Below are 22,934 nucleotides of genomic sequence, written 5' to 3' on the forward strand. Positions count from 1 at the left end.
AGTAATAGCAAGTGAACGTCCTTGTTTCCTTCTGCAAGGTATATAGAGGGCGTTAAATCACTGGTTTTTTAAAACGTTATGTCGAACTAACCGAGACGCACGCCGTCTTATTTGGGTTTAAAAGCAACATACAACAAAACAGGCCACCCATTTACGCATGAAAAACACCTGCGCCATGCTTGTTTCCGCGACACTTTTGCCTACAGTCGCGTTTGCACAGGAAACGACAGCTTCAAATTCTAAATCAGTTTCAAATGCAGCCCCTCTTGCATTTTGCTCGGTCGAACCTGTTACTTTTAACAGCCAGGCATTAATGCCAAAAGGCCATGTAAAAGTCGAAGCTAATCGAACTGAAATTATTCAAGATACCGTGGCACTGTTTTCTGGCAATGTAGACATAACATCTGACACTGCGGTGATAAGTGCGTCTCAAGCACAAATAAACGGCAGTGGCCGTGATCTTATCGCTAAGGGCGATGTCACCTACCAAGACGCGCAGTTGAAAGTTGAAAGTGACGCTGTCACCTTACGTTCTGAAGAAGAGCGTTTAGAAATGCAAAATACCCGCTATAAACTGACGGGGTTTGTAGGTCAAGGTGCCGCCAAAGATATCGTATTGGATACCGATACCGGTATAGTGCTTAAAAAAGTTAGTTTTACTACTTGCCCAGAAGGTGAAGAAGACTGGATGATTCGCGCCAGCGAAATCAGCTTGGAAAAAGGGACCGTATGGGGTCAAGCCAAACACACCCGCTTCTACATTGCCGATGTTCCGGTATTTTATCTACCTTATTTTGCGTTTCCAGTAAGTAATGAACGACAAACCGGCTTATTATTTCCCGAATTGACAAGCTCCAGTCGAACCGGCGTAGACTACACTCAGCCTTTTTACTGGAATATTGCGCCCAACTACGACATGACTATTTCACCACGATTGATGACTCTTCGGGGTCTTCAGCTTAATACTGAGTTTCGATACTTAACAGAGCGCAGTCAGGGAAAAGCCTACGTTGAGTATTTACCTAGTGACTCAGATATATCAGGTAATCCAGACCGATATTTTTATCGTTTAGAGCATCAAGGGTTAATTGCTGATAACTGGCTACTTAATATTGATTTTAATGGCCTAAGTGATGATAACTACTTGGTTGACCTTGGTTCAGATTACTACAGCCGTTCTGATACTCACTTATACCGAAATATAGGATTGAGCTACTACACTAAAAATCTATCGGTCAATATGCAGATAAAAGATTTTGAAGTGTTAGGTGATACCGCAGACAGCTATCGCGCTGTGCCAGAGATTAAAGTCAACTACAACAAAGCGTTCGCAGAGTACTTCGAGTTTAACCTTGACTCTGAGGTTGCCCATTTCGACAACACGTTAGACACCGCGCCAACGGCAACGCGATTCCACATTGCACCAACTCTTGCAATGCCACTGCGCGCCGCATGGGGAGAGCTCGTTGCTGAAACCACGCTATTTCAAACTGTGTACCAACAAGACAATGTTGAAGGTACTGATTTAAAAGAAGATGTAGAGCGTACCCTTGGTCAGGCTCGCCTTTACGGCGCATTATATTTTGAAAGAGACACATCTTGGTTTAGCGACGATATGTCGATGACCCTTGAGCCCAAGGTACAGTACCTTTACACGTCTTATGAAGACCAAACCGCAATTGGCTTTTATGACTCAACACCACTTTTAACCGACGTTGAAGGCTTGTTTCGAGGCCAGGAATTTACTGGCCTTGATAGAATTAGCGACAACAACCAAATTACCCTTGGTGCAACCACACGTATGTTAGATAAAAACAATAGGGAACAATTTGTTCTTAGTGTGGGTCAGATATTCTACCTTGAAGATAACAAAGTGATTGCTGCAACCAAAAATGAAGATCGCTCAGCGCTGGCCGCTGAGATGGATTGGCGCTTCAACCAAAACTGGTTCTTCCATTCTGATGTGCAAGTAACCACTGACACAGACAAAGTTGATTTAAGCAGTGTGGGTATTGAATACCGCAAAGATGATTCGCGTTTTATTCAATTAAGTCATCGCTATGTTCGCGATCTCAGTGGTGAAACTATAGATCAAATTGGTATTTCGGCAAGCTGGCCTATTTCTGAGAATTGGCAGTGGGTTGGCCGTACTTACCGCGATCTTGAGCGCAATAGAAGTGTGGAAACCTATGCAGGTATCCAGTATGAGTCATGTTGTTGGGCAGTGCGCGTGGTCGCACAGCGAAGTCTAAATAACCGTTATAACGATAGTGGCGAGCAGTCGACAGACGATTTCGACTCTGGAATATCGCTGCAGTTTATTTTCAAAGGCATTGGGTCATCTGGTACCCAAAGAAGCATGCTTCAAGACGGTATGTTTGGCTATCGTCAGCCGTATAGTTTAAATTAACCCGCAGTTGAGCGCTTAGCAGCGCTTAAAAGCAATTAACCAATAATAAAAGAGTGTGTATGAAGTTCATTATCCGTGCATTGATGTTAGGTGCCCTACTCTCGTTTAACAGTGTTGCACAAGAAGTTGTGCTTGACCGTGTTGCTGTAATTGTTGACCAAGGCGTTGTGCTTGAAAGTGAAATTGATGCACTTGTCCAAGAAGTTAAACGCAATGCTGAAGCCAATAATCAACAGCTACCTTCAGACCGTGCGCTTCGTACACAGGCTATTGAGCGTTTAATCACGAAAAGCCTTCAGCTACAAATGGCAGAGCGTATGGGAATTCGTATTAGCGACCCTCAGCTTGAGCAAACCATTGGTAATATTGCATCTAATCAAAATGCCACCGTTGAACAACTTCGCGCTCAATTATCTGCTGAAGGCATCGCATACGATGACTACCGTGAAGATATTCGTGAAGAAATTATCATGGGAGAAGTTCGCCGAGCTAACGTTCGTCGCCGTGTTTATATCACGCCTCAAGAAATAGACACGCTAATAGACCTTATGGAACAACAAGGTGCAACTCAGGCAGAGTATCGTTTAGGCCATATTCTGATTGGTTTCCCTCCTGAGCCAACTGACGAAGACATTCAAGCGGCACGAGAGCGCGCAGACAAAGTTATTTCACTACTAGAATCAGGCTCTGATTTTGCAAAAATTGCCATCGCATCATCATCAGGTAACGAAGCGCTAGAAGGCGGTGATATGGGCTGGCTAAATATTAATGCTATGCCAACGCTATTTGCTGAAGCGATTCAGGACAAAGATAAAGACACCCTTGTTGGTCCAATTCGAAGCGGTGCTGGTTTTCACATTCTAAAAGTACTAGACACGCGCGGCATTGAGAAAGTCACCGTTGAAGAAGTTGATTCTCGTCATATTCTTGTAAAGCCCTCTATTATTTTGAGCGAAGAAAAAGCAAAAGAGATGCTAGTGCGCTTTAAAGAAGAATTGCAAAGCGGTGAAGCGGATTTTGCAGAGCTAGCCAAAGAATATTCAGAAGACCCTGGGTCTGCTCTTCGCGGTGGAGAATTAGGCTGGTCTGACCCAAGTAACTATGTACCTGAGTTTAAAGAAGCATTATCACAGCTTGAGCCTGGCGAATATAGTGACCCAGTACGCACGGTTCACGGCTGGCATTTAATTCAACTTAACGACCGCCGCATGGATGACGCAACCGATAAGCGCAAAGAAGATAAAGCTTACCAACTTATCTTCAACCGAAAATTTTCAGAAGAAACCGAAAACTGGTTACGTGAGATGCGCGACGCAGCTTACGTAGAAGTTGTCGAATCTTAATAATAAGTTATTCATGAGCACACCAATTAAAATAGCAATAACGCCGGGAGAACCGGCAGGTATAGGGCCAGATTTGATTATTAAACTGGCCCAGGAAACATGGCAAGCCCAGCTTGTCGTGTTTGCCGATGGCGACATGTTAAAAGCACGAGCGAGCGTCTTAGGGCTTCCGTTAACGCTAATCGACTACGATGCAAACAACCCGCAGATACAAGCTGCGGGTTCGTTGTTTATTAAGCAAATAGATAAAGCAGTTGAAGTTACACCAGGTACACTTGATAGCGAAAATGGACTTTACGTTGTAGAGACTCTGCGCCAAGCATGCCAAGCGAATATAGAAGGCGACTTCGATGCTGTTGTGACTGGCCCAGTACACAAAGGGATTATTAACAAAGCTGGCGTGTCTTTTAGCGGCCATACTGAGTTTTTTGCTTATCAGTCCAATACCATTGATGTTGTAATGCTATTGGCAACTGAAGGGCTAAATGTAGCGCTTGCCACGACACATATTCCTCTTGAATATGTAGCAAAAGCGATAACCCGCGAGCGCCTCAATAAAGTTATCCATATCATTAATACTGACCTGAAGCTTAAGTTTGGCGTTAAAGAGCCTCATATATACGTATGCGGTTTAAACCCTCACGCGGGTGAAGATGGTCACATTGGTACGGAAGAAATCCATACTATTATTCCGGCACTGAACGAACTTAGAGATGAAGGCCTTAAAATTACAGGCCCGCTTCCTGCTGACACCATATTTCAGCCTAAATACCTAGAAAATGCCGATGTTGTGCTAGCTATGTATCACGACCAAGGCTTACCCGTGCTAAAATACAAGGGTTTTGGGGCGTCAGTAAATATCACATTAGGGTTACCTTTTGTTCGCACTTCAGTTGACCACGGTACTGCATTAGATTTAGCAGGTACAGGTGAAGCCGACGCCGGTAGTTTCAGAAAAGCATTGGAAAAAGCCATTGAGCTTGCACATCATCAACAATGAGTAAAACACACTTAGGCCATACGGCCAGAAAGCGATTCGGACAAAACTTCCTTCATGATGATTATGTGATAGGAAAGATAGTTGCAGCAATCGCGCCAAAAAATGAGCAAAACTTGGTAGAAATTGGACCAGGTTTAGGTGCATTAACAGATCCTGTTTGTGAGGAAGTTGACGCACTAACTGTTATTGAGTTAGACCGAGATCTAGCTAAACGGTTACGACACCATCCCTTTAACGGCGAAAAACTAACGGTTATTGAACAAGATGCAATGACTATGGATTTCGGCGCACTATGCAAAGAAATGCCGATAAAGGACAAGAAGCTTCGCGTGTTTGGTAATTTACCTTACAACATTTCAACGCCGCTAATGTTCCACCTTTTTGATCATGCTTCCTGTATCGAAGACATGCACTTTATGCTTCAAAAAGAAGTGGTTATTCGCCTAGCGGCGGGACCAGGCTCTAAAAATTACGGCAGACTTTCGGTAATGGCCCAGTATTACTGCCACGTCATTCCTGTATTGAATGTTCCACCAGGGGCCTTTAAGCCGCCACCGAAGGTAGACTCTGCCGTGGTAAAACTTGTTCCGCACCAGGCCCCGCCAGTGGACGTAGAGTCAGTAAACACGCTCGAACGCGTCTGTGCCCAAGCTTTCAATCAGCGCCGAAAAACCATTCGTAACTCACTAAAAGACAGCTTAAGTGAGGAAGAAATTCGTGAATTAGGGATAGACCCAACTTCCCGTGCTGAAGTGCTATCACTTAATGACTTTGCCACTATAGCTAACGCTGTATCGGCGAAAGAGCACCAACAAGAGCAATAAGTTCCTCTATGGATGTACTTGATATAAAGGTGCGGGTGAAAACCCGCCACCTTCCCGACCATCTTCCGTCAGATTCCAAGCAATTTGCGTTTGCCTACCACATTACTATTGAAAACAATAGTGAGCACACAGTGCAGCTACTAAGTCGCTACTGGAAGATAACTGATGCTAACGGCAAAACGTCAGAAGTCGAGGGTGAAGGCGTGGTTGGTAAACAGCCAATTATGAAGGCTGGCGATCATTTTGACTATACTAGTGGTGCAGTCATTGACACACCAGTTGGTAATATGGAAGGCTACTATGTAATGGAACTAGAAAGCGGTGAGCGCTTTCGCGTTCCTATTAGTGTTTTTCGTTTAGCCATTCCAAGTATTCTTCATTAAGGTTTTTATGTCGCAAGGTACCACCTACGTCATTGGCGATATTCAAGGCTGTTACGACGGCCTTCGTCGCGCATTAGATAAGGTAAAATTCGACGAGTCCAATGATAAGCTAATCGCAGTTGGTGACTTGGTTGCCCGAGGAGAAGATTCGTTAAGCACATTACGTTTTTTGAAATCTCTCGGCAGCAACTTCAGCAGCGTTTTAGGTAACCACGACTTACACTTACTTGCCGTTGTAAACGGTATCCGCAGGGCAAAAAAGTCTGACAAACTAGACACCCTGCTTAACGCGCCTGATTTGAGTGACCTAATAGACTGGCTACGTCAATTTCCTCTTGCCACAAAGATAGATGAAAACACACTAATGGTTCATGCCGGTCTTTACCCAAAGTGGTCCATTAACGAATGTGTATCTTATAGTGATGAGGTCAGTGATATTTTAAAGTCTGACAATTACGCTAGCTTTCTTTCTAACATGTACGGTAACGAGCCAGATTGCTGGTCAGACTCCTTAACAGGTGAAAGGCGCCTGCGCTTTATTGTTAATGCTTGTACGCGTATGCGATTCATACAGGCAGATTGCACGCTAGACTTTGACAACAAGTCAACCCCTTGCCCGGCGTCCGACGCCGAACGCGGAATTTATCCTTGGTTTGCGGCTTCAAACCCAAAACTTGCCGACGATCAACGAGTAGTGTTTGGACACTGGGCTGCACTGTCAGGCCAGACAAATAGTAATCAATTTGTTGGGTTGGATACTGGTTATGTGTGGGGGCAAAGCATGACGCTTCTTAATCTAAACACTTCATCGTTAGTCAGTGTTTCTGCTTAGAGCGTTTTGTAATCAAGTTTTCAAGCGAAAAGTCTTTTACAAAAAAGAAAATTTCCCTATGCCAACTAGTGCTACCAGTTGCATCATTTAGACTTAAGTGCTAAATAAAATAAACATTAAGTCATCGTAGCCGATACACTTACTTGTAATAGTGACGAAAAAGTCTCGTTATACAATCAGCATTCGAGTAAACACGCGCGTATAAGCGCTATATTTTGCAAGCTGAGACGGGTAATATCGTTAGGGATAAAAATAAAAACACTCATCCAGGAGTTCCGATGAAAATAACGGTAGCCACACGCATAATCGGTGGATTTGTAGCGATTAGTGCACTTCTAATCGTTATAAGTGTTGTTTCACTATATAACCTCAATTCTATAGGATCGGCGACAGAAGAAGTAAACGATGTTGCTCTGCCTACTGTGGCAGGCAGTAACGCACTTAAAGCAAGCTTCTTGAATATGGGTCGACTTACCTTCGAAAGCTATATTGAAGAAGATTTAAATGAGCTCAAGGACAAAAGAGCATCGTTCAACTCAGCCAAAGAAACCTTCGATAACGATTATAACAGGTTAGCGCAAGCCGTTAGTAATGAACCAGAACTAAGAAACACGCTAAACAGTGTTCGTGAATCTTATGATGCGTACATTACTAATGTTGAAGCTATGTACAAAAATCACCAAATGTACCTAGACTTGCGCAACAACATAGAAGACAAACTGGGTGATGCTGAAGATAATGCAGACGATGCCTCTACCTATCTTCTGGATTTTTCGGATTTAGACGCAGTACAGCGCGACCCTAACCTCAGACGTGCTGCTGAAGTTGGTGGTCAGCTTGAGACTTCACTTCTTTCTCTACTCACTGTGTCATACGAATACATAAAAACTCAAACTCTGGTTCGCTCACAGACTCTCGGAAACGAAGTCGACCTTGTGGTTGAAAAAGTGGTTACCCAGCTAAGCGAAATGGTTGAAGCCGCGGGTGGCCGCGACGACTCAGGTACACTTGATGATATCAACGACCTAGTCAACGATGCCATCAACGCCATTAAAGCTAACGATGGCGTAGTACAGCTTCATGTGGAGCGTTTAGAGCGCAGAAATGACGCCGAGCAGGCACTTAATGCTTCTGATTCAAACATCACGCAGGGAGTTGTAGCACTTGAAAATCTACTTAATCTTGCTGATAAAAAAGCGTCTCATATAGAAAGCCAGGTTAATGGGGCTATTACAACGGGTAACACCTTTGTTATCGTTGTTGTTATCATTTCTATTGCAGTAGCGGCCTTCATTGGTTACGTAACCGTTCGCGCTATTACACGCCCGCTTTATCGCGTAAACGAACTACTTACTGTTGCTTCATCGGGTGACCTTACTCATCGCCTAGACGATTCAGCACAAGACGAATTTGGGCTATTAGCACGAAACTGTAATACGCTAATTGGTAACCTGAAAGAGCTGATTACTGCCATTAACGTTCGCGCAGAGCAACTGGCTGCAGCGTCGGAACAAACATCGGCAGTGACGGCACAAACCACTCACTCTATTCAGGATCAGAAATCACAAATTGGCCAAGTCGCAACGGCTACAACAGAAATGCACTCAACGTCGCAGCTTGTTGTGCAAAATGCCGAAGATACGCTTAGCCAAATTCGCCATGCAGATGCCGAAGCTGAAAATGTTCGCCAAATTTCGCTTGAGAACAAAAACACTATTGAGATCTTGTCTCGTGATGTTCAAGAAGCAGCCGACGTTATCAATAAGCTCCATCAAGATAGCGCAAGCATTGGTGGGATTCTTGACGTTATTCGCGGTGTTGCCGACCAAACTAACTTACTTGCATTGAATGCCGCTATTGAGGCTGCCCGTGCTGGTGAGCAAGGACGAGGTTTCGCGGTTGTTGCAGACGAAGTAAGAACTCTTGCTAGCCGAACTCAGGAGTCGACGCAAGAGATCAATGCCATGATTGAAGTTCTTCAAGCTGGGGCCGAAAAAGCAGTATCTGTGATGGACCAAGGTAAAGATCAGACTGCTGCATGTGTTGCACAAACCGAAAAAGCTACGCAAGCGCTAGATATCATTACCGATGCGGTTCACAAAGCCCACGACGTTAGCTCTCAAATTGAGCAGTCTGCCCGTGAACAAAATACAGTATCGCAAGAAATTAGTGAAAAGCTTGAAACCATTGTGGGCATTGCTGAAGAGACAACAGCGGGTGCACAGCAAACGTCTGAATCTAGCCATGAAGTGGCGCGTCTTGCCGAAGAGCTACAGCAGTCTATCAGGCAGTTTAAAGTTTAACCTCCTACAAGTAATACAAACAAAAAACGGTCGCCTTAAGGCGACCGTTTTTTTAATGCTTTACGCGAACATAGTACTTACTCAAACAACGTCGAGTGAAGCTTACGAACAATCACATCACTGTCTGTCTCGTTAACCAGAAACGATAAGTTGTGCGGATTAGCGCCAAAGCAAATCATGCGAAGGTTAAAATCTGATACCGCAGAGAGAATTTTGCTTGAAACACCAATAGCCGTTTGCATGTTGTTACCTACAACGGTGACAAGGTCGTAGCCTTTTTCTACTTTCACGTCACAGATGGTTTCAAGCTCGGCAATGGTCTCTTTATTCAAACGCTGAGCTACAGAGTTCGCTGGGTTATCAAGAGTAAAGGATACGGAGATTTCCGATGTAGTTACCAAATCTACGCTGAGTTTGTGCTTAGCGATAATGGCAAACACCTGCTGAAGGAAACCTTGCGCGTACATCATCTTCGGTGTTTTTACTGTTACCATTACTTGCTCTTTACGACGAGTAATAGCACGGTACGGAGGTTCATGCTCGCAATCTCTTACAATCCACGTACCACCCTTTTCAGGCTCTTTGCTTGAACCTACAAACACTTTAATGTTTTTACGTAGTGCAGGCTCCATGGTTGCAGGATGTAGCACCTTGGCACCGAAGGTCGCCATTTCCGCCGCTTCTTCAAAACTAAGTTCAGGCAACGGATGCGCAGCGGGTGTTATACGCGGATCGGTTGTATATACACCGGTTACATCAGTCCAAATCTCACACGCTTCTGCATCAAGAGCTTCTGCAAGCAGTGCCGCGGTAAAGTCAGAGCCACCACGTCCTAGCGTAGTAGTACGGCCTTCTTCGTCGGCGCCGACGAAACCTTGAGTAACGACTATGGCCTCTTTAATTTCTGGCGCGAGCAGCTGTTTAGCAAGTTTTTCAATTTCTTCGATTTGAGGCGCGCCTTCACCGAATTCGCTGTCAGTGCGAAGTACTTTGCGAACATCAAAGTTCATGGTCTTCACACCCTGCTCTGCAAGCACTGAAGAGAACATCAATGACGACATCCGCTCACCCATAGAAAGCAGCTGATCTTTTAAATCGTCACGGTGAAGAATCTCTTCGTGAAATGCTAAGCTACGCATTTCTTCAAGCAAATCGTTGAGTTTAGGCTCTACCGCTTCTTTGTCATCAAGCTTATTAAGAATTGCGTGCTCTATCTTTGCGATGGCTTGGCAGGTTTCTTCAATTTGCTGTTGCGTCATTGGCGTATGCGCTAGGCTAACAAGGTGATTAGTTACCCCTGCTGAAGCACTTACTACCACAATGCGTGTTTTTTCATTACCGGCAACAATTCGGGCGCAGTTTTGCATTACTTCGTAATTCGCTACGCTAGTTCCACCGAACTTAGCTATCGATAAGGCATTTGTCACTATATTTAACTCCAGAATAAAACTAGCTATTCGCTAGCAACAACCGCGGTTTGCACGGTTAATCAATCGTTATTTGGTCGCCTACTTTTATATTATTCTCGGCAAACCACCCTTGGTTCATTTCCAACGCGTAAAGTACCTCTTTCGATGATCCGACCGACTCCAAACTATGGGGAGTGAGAGGTTTTATATCCGTTATTACGCCATTTCTGTCGATAAATGCTACGTCTAGGGGAACAAAGGTGTTTTTCATCCACATGCCCGCAAATTTAGGGCTAGAAAACTTAAAAAACATACCGCAGTCTTCGCACAAGGCTTTGCGAAACATCAGACCCTGAGCGCGTCGTTCAAAGGTATTGGCATACTCAACTTCATAGTGCTTGCCACCTATCTCCAGTGTAATAGATTCGAAGTCCACTGAATTCAGTGACGATACAGGGTCCACCTGCGCTTTTGCACACCCTAAGGTTAATACAAGTGCAGCAACAATAAAGAAAAATTTTCCCATTAGACATTCCTTTTCGCCATAAAAAAAGCCGGTCACCACTAAGGCAACCGGCTTTGTAGTTTATACACTATTTTAAGCAACATTCAACGTTGGAATAATGCGCGCTTTAGCTTCTTCTTCCGCCTTTTTAAAGCTAGGCATTTTGTCGAAGTTTAAGTAGCGGAATACTTCTCCCGACATTGCGTTAATTTTGCTGGCGTATTCCATGTATTCTTCGGCAGTTGGAATGCGCCCCACAATGGCACCCACCGCGGCAAGCTCTGCTGAGGTTAGATACACATTGGCTCCATCACCTAAACGGTTAGGGAAGTTACGGGTTGATGTTGAAAGCACTGTGGCGCCTGCATCTACCCTTGCTTGGTTGCCCATACATAATGAGCAGCCCGGCATCTCGGTGCGTACGCCCACGCGACCGTAAATGTTGTAATAGCCCTCTTCCATTAGCTGAGCTTTATCCATTTTAGTTGGTGGCGACATCCATAAACGCGTGGGTAGCGTTTGTTATATTGCTCAAGCAGTTTACCGGCTGCGCGGAAGTGGCCAATGTTTGTCATGCACGAGCCAATAAAGACTTCGTCTACCTTATCGCCAGCAACATCAGACAAGGTTTTCGCATCGTCAGGATCATTCGGGCAACATACAATCGGCTCTTTAATGTCGTTAAGGTCAATTTCAATGACCTCGGCGTATTCGGCATCAGCGTCTGCACGCATTAACTCTGGGTTGGCCAACCATTCTTCCATTTTCTGAGCGCGGCGCTCAAGCGTACGCGGGTCGCCGTAACCTTCGTTAATCATCCAGCGAAGCATGGTAATGTTTGAACGCAGGTATTCAGCTATCGACTCTTCAGAAAGGTTGATAGTACAACCTGCCGCTGAACGCTCAGCCGATGCGTCGGATAACTCAAACGCCTGTTCTACCGTTAGGTTTTCTAACCCTTCAATTTCTAGAATACGGCCAGAGAAGGCGTTTATTTTGCCTTTTTTCTCTACCGTTAATAGCCCTTGTTTAATGCCATATAGCGGAATGGCATGTACAAGGTCACGTAAGGTAATGCCCGGCTGCATATCGCCTTTAAAGCGCACCAATATAGACTCAGGCATATCTAGGGGCATAACGCCCGTTGCTGCAGCAAACGCTACCAAACCAGAGCCCGCTGGGAATGAAATACCCAATGGGAAACGGGTATGCGAGTCACCACCAGTCCCTACTGTGTCAGGCAACAGCATGCGGTTTAACCAGCTGTGTATAATGCCGTCCCCCGGGCGAAGTGAAACGCCGCCGCGATTCATAATGAAATCTGGTAGCGTGTGCTGGGTTTCGATGTCCACTGGCTTTGGATAAGCAGCAGTATGACAGAATGACTGCATAGTTAAATCGGCCGTAAAGCCAAGGCAAGCTAAGTCTTTAAGCTCATCACGGGTCATAGGGCCTGTAGTATCTTGCGAGCCCACGGTTGTCATTTTAGGCTCGCAGTATGTACCAGGGCGAACACCCTCAACACCACAGGCTTTGCCTACCATTTTCTGTGCTAGCGAGAAGCCTGCTCCACTGTCTTTTGGCTGTTCTGGCGTGCGGAATAAGTCGGTTGGACCCAAGCCTAATGTTTCCCGAGCTTTCTCCGTAAGACCGCGCCCAATAATCAGGTTTATACGCCCACCAGCGCGAACTTCATCCAAAATAACTTTCGACTTGTAGCTGTATTCGGCAAGTAGCTCACCGGTTTCGTGGTTAGTTATCTTGCCTTCGAATGGGTAGATATCTATCACATCTCCCATATTCATTTTTTCCACATCAGCTTCAAAAACGAGTGCGCCCGCATCTTCCATGGTGTTAAAGAAAATAGGTGCGACTTTAGAGCCAATGCACACACCGCCACCACGCTTATTAGGCACGCCAGATAAATCTTCGCCAAAGAACCACAATACAGAGTTAGTGGCCGATTTACGCGACGAGCCCGTACCTACTACATCTCCGACAAAAGCAACGGGGTAGCCCTTGCTTTTAACTTCTTCTATTTGCGTCATTGGCCCTGTAACACCTGGCTCTTCTGGCTCTAGTCCTTCACGGGGCATTTTATAAGCAGCAAGAGCGTGCAAAGGAATATCTGGACGAGACCACGCGTCAGGCGCTGGCGACAAATCATCGGTATTGGTTTCGCCTGTTACCTTAAATACCGTGTAAGTAATTTTATCGTCCATTAGTTTACGCGATGTAAACCACTCGCCTTCAGCCCAAGATTTAATAATATCAGTGGCGTATTCATTACCCGCTTTGTGCTTCTCTTCCACATCGTGATAAGCATCAAACATTAATAGCGTGTGTTTTAGCTCCTTGGCTGCCAGAGGCGCAAGTGCTTCATCGTCAAGTAGCTCTACTAATGTGACTATGTTGTAGCCACCATGCATATTGCCCAGCAATTCAACGGCTTTCTCTTTCGAGATTAGTTCACAGCTGTCTTCGCCTTTTGCGATGGCACTTAAAAACCCGGCTTTAACGTAGGCTGCTTCATCAACGCCAGGTGGCACGCGCTCTGAAAGTAGCTCTAAAAGGAATTCACCTTCACCGTCAGGCGGGCTTTTTAATAAATCGACAAGGGCTGCTACCTGTTCTGCATTAAGAGGTTTAGGGGGAATATTTTGAGCTGCACGTTCTTCAACGTGATTGCGATAGTCTTGTAACACAGTCTCTTCCTCTAAGTTAGCTTGCGCAATGGGAGTAAACGGTCTTGTACGCACTTGACGCAAGGAGTGTTTAATAAATCATCAACAGTATAACTTCACGGACTAATTTTTTAAATTTCTAGCCCCTTTTATTCGTTTATAATCGCTATTCATAACATTACTTTTGAACGATAAAAGCGATTAAAAAGTAATTGGCATGGCAAAGTAAACAATTAGGGTATGAGTAAGATATAAGGTTTTATTGCAAGAAGACAAGGAGTTAGCTTTTCGTAAACGCTCTCAATTGAAGAAAATCGTAAACGAAAGATAACATTTATCTACAGGCTCGATATAAGACTGCATCGCTAATTAGGCACAGTACTATCGGGATAAATCCGAATGGGGTCTAGTGCGAAGATAGCTAGCAAATCTTGGCTTGCCGTTTTTCGTTACACCGTAAAACTTAAAGGTTACCCAGCTACCAACAGCCGGCGGCGCTTGGCGCTCTTCCTCAGAAAATCCTGTTCCTAATTTAAATTGAATGCCAGTGGATGTTTCCACAAGTAGCGAGCCCATCATGTTCCTAAACTTTCCTTTCCCTGGAAGTTGCGCCAGTACTTTCGCTTCAGCATCCTCAAACTGTTTTACCTTAAGAAGGTTGTCACTGCGTCCTGACTGGTAAAACGCATTCCCATGGTGAAGCATTAGTCCTTCTCCACCTTCTTGTGTTACTTGCTTCAGCTTTTCTTCAAGTACATCAATAGACGTAAGCTTAAATTGAGCGATAACGGCAAACGTTGGATTGAGGGTTGCCTCTACAAGGCTGTTAAGCATGTTTAGTCGACTGTCAAAAGGCTGGCCCGCTACAGGCATGTCGAAGGCCATAAACCTTACTTTATCCCAGCGTTTGCTTAACAATGCGTGCGTATCGGTCATGGTGTCGACTGTAGTTTCAGTACTAGTTAAAGGTCTGTCTACAGAGTGCGACCCAACGCTTTTTAGCTTAGAAAGTACTATGGAAGCTGTAAGTTCAAACTGCCCTCTTCCAATCCAGAGTTCACCATCAATGGTTGCCTTGGGCCAGTTAGCGGTAAACCATGTAGGCGCGAATATCTTGTGGCCATTACGGGTGCGTAACTCGGTACCGTTCCACCTTGCACGAATACCGTCTAGCTTCTCACTCACCCAATAATCAGCAACGTCAATATCGGTTCGGCTTTGATGATCATACTGCTTGGCAAGTTGAATTCCTTTAACAATATCGAGCTTGCTCTGTGCGTATACTTGAGTAAATGGAGTAATTAAAAACACACAAAAAACAGTCAAAATATAACGCATTGGCTCTTTCCATAAGTTGTTAAATGCAGCCCGTTCAAGCCATTAGAAAGAGACTAAAACGACAAAGGCAGAGTAAATTACTCTGCCTTCGGTCTTTTTGTAACTGTACGTAGGAAGGTTTTTTCGTATCGCAGCCTTAGTCAGTAATAATATCAATAACAGAGATAAGCACATCTTCAGCAAAGGCTTCGCCTACCGTCTTTTCTTTATCGCGGCGCAATTGGTAAGTTTCCAAGCAGGCATTAAGCTGCGCATCAGCAGTGTTCACTCCGTGAACATCTGCACTATTTGCTTGCTCAATACAGTGATCGGTTTGCCCTGTTGTAACGGTACTGCACCCACTCATTCCCACGGTAATACCAGCCATAACAACTACAGTGGCGATCCAATTTAAATGTGTGAATTTGATTTTGTTTTTCAAGGTACATTATTCCTTTAATAGAGACTGCAAACGCTTTTGTCTATCTGTATATACTTGGTAACCATCGTGCTGCGGTGTCGAAAGCTCCAATGCCTTGTTTACACTCTCAAGTGCTTTTTTATACTCACCCATTTGCTCGTAACCATACGCTATGCCGTTATACGGGTCAGGCATTTCGGGGTACTTAGCTATATCGTGCTTAAACAACTCAATAGCCTTGTCGTAATTTTCAGAACGCACATAATGATAACCTAATTCTCGAATTACCCATTCAGGTGCCTCTAATTTTTCCCCGCGTTGCTTTGAAACGCGCTCGTAATATTTGCCAATGCTTTGAATATCACCATTAAACTGTTCAGGCCTTAAATAAGCTGACAAGAACAGGTTGTGATAAGCACTAAAAATAGACGCTGCCGTAACCAAGTTGTGCCGAACACCGGCATAGGCATCATTTACCCACCTCAAACCAGCAGGTTGGTTTGCCCGCATACCCAAAATCATATCATCATAGTAGGGTCGCATTGGCACCGGTTCGTTGCCTATAGACGTATAGATATAGTGATCCAATTGGCTGGACGATTTGAAAAACGCAACCGTTCTTTTTGCCGGCGCGCCATAGTTCCACCACACCGCAGGACTATAGGCAATCACAGCCTTAAAAAGCTCAGGATGTTGAGTGAGCGCATACAACCCGAATACACCACCAGCGGATCCCCCGGCTATCACCCGAAAATCATGCACCCGGTATTTATTCTCGACCATTGGGATAAGTTCAGTGGTTATAAAAGACAAAAAGTTTGCCCCGCCCCCGCCATAACCTACAGGCCCGTTTGGGTCTTCATTTGCAGTAGGGAAAAGATCTCGAAAACGGTCAGTATTTTCAATGGCGACTATAATTACTTCCGGCGCAGCATTTTCAGATTGAAGTGATTCAAGTACCGCATTCATTAAAGGTAGATTAACCGCACCATCTAGCCGATAAATTACAGGGTATTTTTTGTCAGGGTTTTCGGCATACCCTTTAGGAAGCTGAACAACGACTTCTCGTTCTTCCTTTAACACTTTAGATTGAAACTTCTCTACTTTCAGTTCGTAACGCTGACTGTCCCTACCTGTTTCGCTGTCAACCGGAAAACTCGGCAAAGCAAGAAATAGCAGAGCAATAATAGTATGTATTTGTGACTTCAAATTTAAATCCCTTTATAAGACGCTTTGCTTTTCGTAGTAAAGCTATTTACCTAACAGGGCAAAGCGCATTTTTATTTACCTACAACAAAAAGTTATTCGGACTATTGACACTTCCATGTTCACACTACTCTGTTTATCACCCTTCGGCAATAAGGGGGATCTCTGTAGACTTCCCTCCGCTCAAATATTTATTCAGCTCAGCGTGTAGTTCCGCTTTGTTGATAGGTTTTGTAAGATATCCATTCATACCAGCCGCTAACGCTTTGTCTATTTCCTCAGCAACCACTGCGGCAGTAAACGCGATAATTGGAATAGTTGTATTTACTTCTCGCAACGCTAGAGCAGCTTCAGAGCCGTCCATCTCAGGCATATGTAAGTCCATCAAGATAAGATCGAAATGCTGCTTCTGTGCAAGCTTTACTGCCTCTTTGCCGTTATTAGCAAGGACCACTTTCAGTCCTGTATCTTCTAACAACGATTTTGCTACGACTTGGTTAATGTCGTTATCTTCTGCAACCAGAACAGTAAGGTTTGAAAACGACGGCGTGCTGCCCTGCTCTTCAACGCCAATTACACTATCTACAATTTCAAACGGTAGCTCGAAATAAAATTCGCTCCCCTGACCTACCTCGCTTTTCAGATAAACTGTGCCGCCCATAGCTTCAACCAAGCTTTTTACTATCTGTAAACCAAGTCCCGTCCCCCCGTGCATTCGATTAATGCTGCTGTTGGCTTGGATAAATGCATCGAATACGCGCTCTTGTTCAGAGGCATCGATCCCTTCCCCAGTATCCTTAACTGAAAATCTGACAAATTGATGGGTCTTTGAAGCTTCACCTTTCGATAACCCTAATGTGACACTGCCCTGATGCGTAAACTTTATCGCATTGCTCACTAGGTTGTTTAACACTTGAGAAAGGCGCGTTGCGTCTCCTGCAACACAGGTATTTAATGTTTTATCTACTTCTATTCTCAGTGAAAGACCTTTATTTCGCGCCAATTGCACATAAAACGCTACGCAATCTTTAGCAGTACTTTTTAGGTCAAAGGGAATGATCTCCAGCGCAAGTTTTCCAGCATTGAGTTTAGAAAGATCCAATATGTCATTTAGAATACGATTCAATAATTGTCCGGAACGCTGAATATTTTTTAGATTGGGCCGTGCACTTTCCGAAATATCATGAGAAAGCACCACATCGGTCAGTCCCAAAATACCGTTTAATGGCGTGCGAATCTCGTGTGACATAGTGGCGAGGAACCGCGATTGTGCAGCCGACGCTTGCTTTTCGCTCTCAAGCGCCTTGTTTAGCTTAAGGGTTTTGTTTTTACTCTCTATAAGGGCTTTCTCTAATTGGCTCGCTAGAGCATAGATAAGAACAGATACAACGAGGTTGGTCACACAAAGCCTTAACCAAAGGCCTTTGTCATAACCCCCTTCGTAAAGCGGCACAAGGAAAGTACAGCACGCGAGTACAACCATTGCACTTACTCGCCAGCCATTGGAAAGCAGCAATATGGGGAAGATAGTAGCAATTGGAACTAAAGTAGCAGGCATGATCCCGTTACTCAATACAAGGTAAGGAGCGACGGGGATCGTGAGCACTGCCCACAATTTGGTTAATACATCTTGATATTTAGGAAATGTTATTCCTGCAATAGATATTGCACACCACGACAGACCGAAAAACGACGCCACATAAACATTCGGTGGTTGCGCAATGGTGATTACCGCTAAAATAAGTAACGAAAAAAACAGAAGAATTTTAAAGCCTGCGCGTCGTAGGGCGGAGGTTATCTCATCAAATGACTCTTGCTTTAAAATTTGCAGCTTAGACATAAAGCATTTTTTTAGTAATAAACTAACTGATAACTCAGTATAAGTATTAAACGTTAATTCTGGCCAGTAATAAATTAACCCACGCCGCTTACCAAACAATGAATATTTCATCGGATACACGACGCGATGTGTCTTTTATAAATTAGCTTTTAATGTCTAATATTTTATAACGTGCTTATTCCTTGTTGGCCCGAACTTTGCCAATACATTGCATGAAACCGGATCAATAGTAATCCGTTGGCTCTAAACACGTTTCCCCCCATTAGTTGCACTTCAATAGTGCAAGAATAAATTAAATAAGGTCAATATGAGCTTAAGTAGTTTTGTTTTATTCGTGTGTATATCGCTATCGTCTCTAGCAAATGACGATACTAGTCAGTACGGTCCAAAAGATTTTTCCAATGTTACAAACAAATGGACAGCCGTGGTTGCTGCTTACGAGCCAGAAATTGAAGCCATTGACGCCGCGTTTGCGACTATGGACGACGCTCAAATTACGCAAACGGTTTATATTAAAGGGGTAAAGTACCAGTTAGGTACTTATAAAGGAGAGCCCATTGTTGTATTTAGTACGGGTGTCAGCATTACCAACGCAGCAATGACCGTACAGATGGCACTGGACTACTTCCCTATTGATAAGCTAGTTATGATGGGTATCGCAGGGGCCATAAACCCGAAATATACACCAGGCGATATCGCAGTCCCTGAACGTTGGTACTTCCATGACGAATCTGTCTATATCAATCCGAAGAAAGATGACGCTAACACCTATGAGCTACCGGACTATTACGCTAAACAGCTCGAATATTACAAAGCGCGACGGGAGACAGATAAGCACGCACCCGACTACAAAAACATTGGTTTTATTCACCCTACCGAGGTAGCTGTAGTTAAAGAAGGATGGGACACACGCAGAAGAATGCCCTATTTTACTGCCGATAAATCATTGTTAGAAATGGCAAAACGCGCGCTCACAAAGATCCCGCCTATCACTATGCCATCTGGTAAGGAAATACTGGTTGATATAGGTGGAAATGGAGTAACAGGTTCAGTATTCGTAGACAATGCTAAATACCGAGAGTGGCTGCGTGACGTCTACACGGCTGATGTTGCAGAAATGGAATCAGCAACCGTCGCACAGGTGAGTTTTGTTAACGACGTAGATTGGTTAATTATCCGCTCAATTAGCGATTTAGCCGGCGGTCAGCACGGTAAAAATGTTGAGAATGTATTTGACGCAATTGCCTCAGGCACCGGCACAAAGCTACTACTTGGCATACTCGATGAACTCGTAGCCACCGCCCCTCAGTAACCAATAAATGGGGTCAGAGTACATTTTTCGACAATCGAAGCAGAGTAGTTTTTAAAAAAGTACTCTGACCCCATTATTTATGTACTCTGACCTCATTAGTTCAGGTATAAAAAAGCCCCAACCTTGGTTGGGGCTTTTTAATGTTTTGTTTAGCGGTAAGTTCTTATACGCGCTTAACTGCTAGGTCCGCTTCAAACTTTGGTGCTACAGCCAAATCTTCTGAAGGTGGAGCAAACTTAGTTAAGTCGATGCCTTCAACCGCTTGCTTGTATTCTTCAGTTGTTGGGAAGCGACCAAGTACAGTTGAAAGTACTACCAGTGGCGTAGAGCCAAGTAGTGATTCACCTTTCTTCTCAGAAGAGTCAGCAACAACACGGCCTTGGAATAAGCGAGTTGACGTTGCGATTACTGTGTCGCCCGGCTCAGCTTTTTCTTGGTTACCCATACATAGGTTACATCCTGGACGCTCTAGGTAAAGAATGTTGTCGTACTTAGTACGCGCGGCTTCTTTAGGCTTAGCATCGTCGAATTCAAAGCCTGCGTATTTGGCAAGTACTTCCCAGTCGCCTTCTGCTTTAAGCTCGTCAACAATGTTGTATGTAGGTGGCGCAACAACAAGCGGCGCTTTAAACTCTACAGAGCCGTTAAGCTTCTCTAGGTTACGCAGCATTTGCGCGATAATTTGCATGTCGCCTTTGTGCACCATGCAAGAACCTACGAAACCTAGGTCTACTGGCTTACCATCGTAGTAAGAAACTGGACGAATTACGTCGTGGGTATAACGCTTAGACACGTCTTCGTTGTTTACGTCTGGGTCAGCAATCATCGGCTCATCAATTAGGTCTAGATCGATAACCACTTCTGCGTAGTATTTAGCGTTGTCATCTGGTGCAAGCGCTGGTACTTCGCCAGACTTAATTTCAGCAATACGCTTGTCAGCAAGGTCGATTAGACCTTGAAGCATGTTCGCTTCGTTATCCATACCCTTGTCGATCATGATTTGGATACGAGTCTTAGCAAGCTCAAGTGACGCAACCATAGTCTCATTATCAGAGATACAGATTGACGCTTTCGCTTTCATTTCTGCAGACCAGTCAGTGAATGTAAACGCTTGGTCAGCAAGTAGAGTACCGATTTGTACTTCAATTACGCGACCTTGGAACACGTTCTCACCAGCGAACTGCTTAAGCATTTGTGCTTGAGTAGCATGTACAACATCACGGAAGTCCATGTGCTCTTTCATGCTACCTTTAAAGGTAACTTTCACAGACTCCGGAATTGGCATTGCCGCTTCACCTGTCGCAAGTGCTAGTGCAACCGTACCTGAGTCGGCACCGAATGCTACACCTTTTGACATACGAGTGTGTGAGTCACCACCAATGATGATGGCGCGGTCGTCTACCGTGATGTCGTTAAGCACTTTGTGAATAACGTCAGTCATTGAGTGGTAAACACCTTTAGGGTCACGTGCTGTGATAACACCAAAGTTGTTCATGAATGACATAAGCTTAGGGATGTTAGCCTGTGCTTTCTTATCCCATACTGACGCCGTGTGACAACCAGATTGGTATGCACCATCAACAATTGGTGAAATGGTTGATGCAGCCATTGACTCTAATTCTTGACAAGTCATCGGGCCCGTAGTGTCCTGAGAACCTACGATATTTACTTTAACGCGAACGTCAGAACCCGCGTGAAGCGGTGCATCTGAGTTTACGCCAACCGCGTTGCGGTTAAAGATTTTTTCTACAGCAGTAAGACCTTGGCCTTCGTGTGATACTTCTTTAGACGCTGCGTAAACTGCTGGTGCTTCAGTACCAAGTGTACGTGCTGCAAAAGATTGTAGTTGCTTACCGAAAACGACCGCGTAAGAACCACCCGCTTTCATGAACTCCATTTTCTGAGGAGTAAATGAAGCAGATACGTCAGCTAGCTCTTCTGAACCGTTGTATAGCTTCTTCTCTTGGGTATCGATAGTAAGTACAGTACCTGTAGCTACAGAGTAAGCTTCTTCAAGCACTGGGTCGCCGTTTGCATCGCGAACCACATCGCCGTTTTCGTCTGTCTTCTTAACCCAGTTTTTAAGGTCAAGACCAATACCACCGGTTACGTCTACGGTAGTAAGGAAGATTGGAGCGATTCCGTTAGTACCAGCAACAATTGGCGCTTTGTTTACAAATGGAATGTAAGGGCTTGTTGGCTCACCGGCCCAAAGCGCTACGTTGTTCACACCAGACATACGTGAAGAACCTACACCCATTGTGCCTTTTTCGGCAATAAGCATAACTTTTGCGTTAGGGTGCTTTTTACCTAGCTCAACAATTTCTTGCTGCGCTTCTGGTGTAATCATGCATTGGCCGTGAAGCTCACGGTCAGCTCGAGAGTGCGCTTGGTTACCTGGAGAAAGAAGGTCAGTTGAGATATCACCTTCAGCAGCAATATAGGTAACTACTTCAATTTTCTCTGGAACCTCAGGAAGCTTGGTAAAGAATTCTGCTTTTGCGTAGCTTTCTAGTACGTCTTTAGCAATCGCGTTACCCGCTTTAAATGCTGTTTCAAGACGCTCAGTATCCGCTTCGTACAGATAAACTTGAGTTTTCAATACTTCTGCAGCTGGATTGGCAACTGCTTCATCATCAGAAAGTGCTAGGTCTAGAAGTGCTTCTACAGACGGACCACCTTTCATGTGTGAAAGTAGCTCAAGTGCAAACTCTGGCGTGATTTCTTCTACTTTTTCTTCGCCAAGTACAATTTCTTTCAAAAATTGTGCTTTAACACCAGCAGCAGGCGTCGTTCCTGGCAAGGTGTTGTAGATAAAGAATTTTAGAGAGTCTTCGCGGTGCTCGTTTGTTGTATCTTTAATTTGAGCAATAATTTCAGACAGCAGATCTGCACTGTCGATTGGCTTAGGGTTAAGACCTAGTTCCGTTTTACGGGTTTCGATCTCTGCCAGATATTCTGAATACAAACTCATATAGTTCTCTCGGTCTTAGTTTTACTTGGGCGTAGTGTTAAGTCGGTCTTAGCTATACGCATATAAAAATGAGGGGTATTTTAACCGATTTTTAGCAGTTACGTAATGACTGAAAGTAATCAGTTAGGCATACACCCACTCAAACTAGATTTACGTAAATCTACAAGAGCG

The 22,934-nt window shown here is 44.4% G+C and carries 15 protein-coding genes and 1 pseudogene; 8 read left to right on the forward strand and 8 right to left on the reverse strand.

The features are described from left to right. Positions 1-157: 157 nt before the first annotated feature. From KL866_RS01060 to KL866_RS01090, 7 genes are all read left to right on the forward strand, one after another. Positions 158-2,410 (forward strand): LPS-assembly protein LptD, encoded by a 2,253-nt coding sequence (locus KL866_RS01060; protein WP_025256502.1) that lies wholly within the window; start codon positions 158-160, stop codon positions 2,408-2,410. Between the two features lie 59 nt (positions 2,411-2,469). Next, a complete protein-coding gene (gene surA, locus KL866_RS01065) occupies positions 2,470-3,753 on the forward strand; it encodes a peptidylprolyl isomerase SurA (RefSeq protein WP_025256503.1) in 1,284 nt (427 codons plus the stop codon). 13 nt (positions 3,754-3,766) lie between these two features. After that, positions 3,767-4,753, forward strand: a complete 987-nt coding sequence (pdxA, locus tag KL866_RS01070; protein WP_025256504.1) for a 4-hydroxythreonine-4-phosphate dehydrogenase PdxA — start codon at positions 3,767-3,769, stop codon at positions 4,751-4,753. Continuing rightward, the gene (rsmA, locus tag KL866_RS01075) at positions 4,750-5,577 is read left to right on the forward strand and encodes a 16S rRNA (adenine(1518)-N(6)/adenine(1519)-N(6))-dimethyltransferase RsmA (RefSeq protein WP_025256505.1); all 828 of its coding nucleotides are present in this window, start codon (positions 4,750-4,752) and stop codon (positions 5,575-5,577) included. Before pdxA ends, rsmA begins: the two co-directional genes overlap by 4 nt. A gap of 8 nt (positions 5,578-5,585) precedes the next feature. Further along, the gene (gene apaG, locus KL866_RS01080; protein ID WP_025256506.1) at positions 5,586-5,960 is read left to right on the forward strand and encodes a Co2+/Mg2+ efflux protein ApaG; all 375 of its coding nucleotides are present in this window, start codon (positions 5,586-5,588) and stop codon (positions 5,958-5,960) included. A gap of 7 nt (positions 5,961-5,967) precedes the next feature. Further along, positions 5,968-6,792: a symmetrical bis(5'-nucleosyl)-tetraphosphatase gene (locus KL866_RS01085; protein ID WP_025256507.1), complete on the forward strand. Its 825-nt coding sequence runs from the start codon at positions 5,968-5,970 to the stop codon at positions 6,790-6,792. Positions 6,793-7,070: 278 nt separating this feature from the next. Further along, entirely contained in the window at positions 7,071-9,095 is a 2,025-nt protein-coding gene (locus tag KL866_RS01090; RefSeq protein WP_025256508.1) for a methyl-accepting chemotaxis protein, read from the forward strand. Between the two features lie 77 nt (positions 9,096-9,172). Here KL866_RS01090 and lysC read toward each other — a convergent pair whose 3' ends face one another. The 7 genes and pseudogenes from lysC to KL866_RS01125 all read right to left on the reverse strand — a co-directional run bounded on the left by lysC (position 9,173) and on the right by KL866_RS01125 (position 18,477). After that, on the reverse strand, positions 9,173-10,522 hold the full coding sequence (gene lysC / locus KL866_RS01095; RefSeq protein ID WP_025256509.1) for a lysine-sensitive aspartokinase 3: 1,350 nt from the start codon (positions 10,520-10,522) through the stop codon (positions 9,173-9,175). 58 nt (positions 10,523-10,580) lie between these two features. Further along, positions 10,581-11,030, reverse strand: a complete 450-nt coding sequence (locus tag KL866_RS01100) for a DUF192 domain-containing protein (RefSeq protein ID WP_214992560.1) — start codon at positions 11,028-11,030, stop codon at positions 10,581-10,583. Positions 11,031-11,102: 72 nt separating this feature from the next. Then, positions 11,103-13,714: pseudogene (acnB, locus tag KL866_RS01105) on the reverse strand (bifunctional aconitate hydratase 2/2-methylisocitrate dehydratase). Between the two features lie 360 nt (positions 13,715-14,074). Then, positions 14,075-15,031, reverse strand: coding sequence for a DNA ligase (locus KL866_RS01110; protein WP_025256512.1), 957 nt, complete (start codon positions 15,029-15,031; stop codon positions 14,075-14,077). A 136-nt stretch (positions 15,032-15,167) separates the two neighbouring features. Beyond that, entirely contained in the window at positions 15,168-15,452 is a 285-nt protein-coding gene (locus KL866_RS01115) for a hypothetical protein (RefSeq protein WP_025256513.1), read from the reverse strand. Positions 15,453-15,458: 6 nt separating this feature from the next. After that, positions 15,459-16,640, reverse strand: a complete 1,182-nt coding sequence (locus tag KL866_RS01120) for an alpha/beta hydrolase-fold protein (RefSeq protein WP_025256514.1) — start codon at positions 16,638-16,640, stop codon at positions 15,459-15,461. Between the two features lie 136 nt (positions 16,641-16,776). Then, complete coding sequence (locus tag KL866_RS01125; RefSeq protein WP_029661500.1) at positions 16,777-18,477, reverse strand: ATP-binding protein; 1,701 nt, start codon at positions 18,475-18,477, stop codon at positions 16,777-16,779. Between the two features lie 307 nt (positions 18,478-18,784). Here KL866_RS01125 and KL866_RS01130 point away from each other — a divergent pair, with 307 nt between their 5' ends. After that, positions 18,785-19,789, forward strand: a complete 1,005-nt coding sequence (locus tag KL866_RS01130; RefSeq protein ID WP_214992563.1) for a 5'-methylthioadenosine/S-adenosylhomocysteine nucleosidase — start codon at positions 18,785-18,787, stop codon at positions 19,787-19,789. 163 nt (positions 19,790-19,952) lie between these two features. Here the strand turns inward: KL866_RS01130 and KL866_RS01135 are convergent, their stop codons facing one another. Then, positions 19,953-22,763 carry a bifunctional aconitate hydratase 2/2-methylisocitrate dehydratase gene (locus KL866_RS01135; RefSeq protein WP_025256516.1) on the reverse strand — a complete coding sequence of 937 codons (2,811 nt, stop codon included), beginning with the start codon at positions 22,761-22,763 and terminating at the stop codon, positions 19,953-19,955. Positions 22,764-22,934: the final 171 nt, after the last annotated feature.

Origin of the sequence: Alteromonas sp. ALT199 (assembly GCF_018619335.1) — a bacterium.
Lineage (GTDB): Bacteria > Pseudomonadota > Gammaproteobacteria > Enterobacterales > Alteromonadaceae > Alteromonas.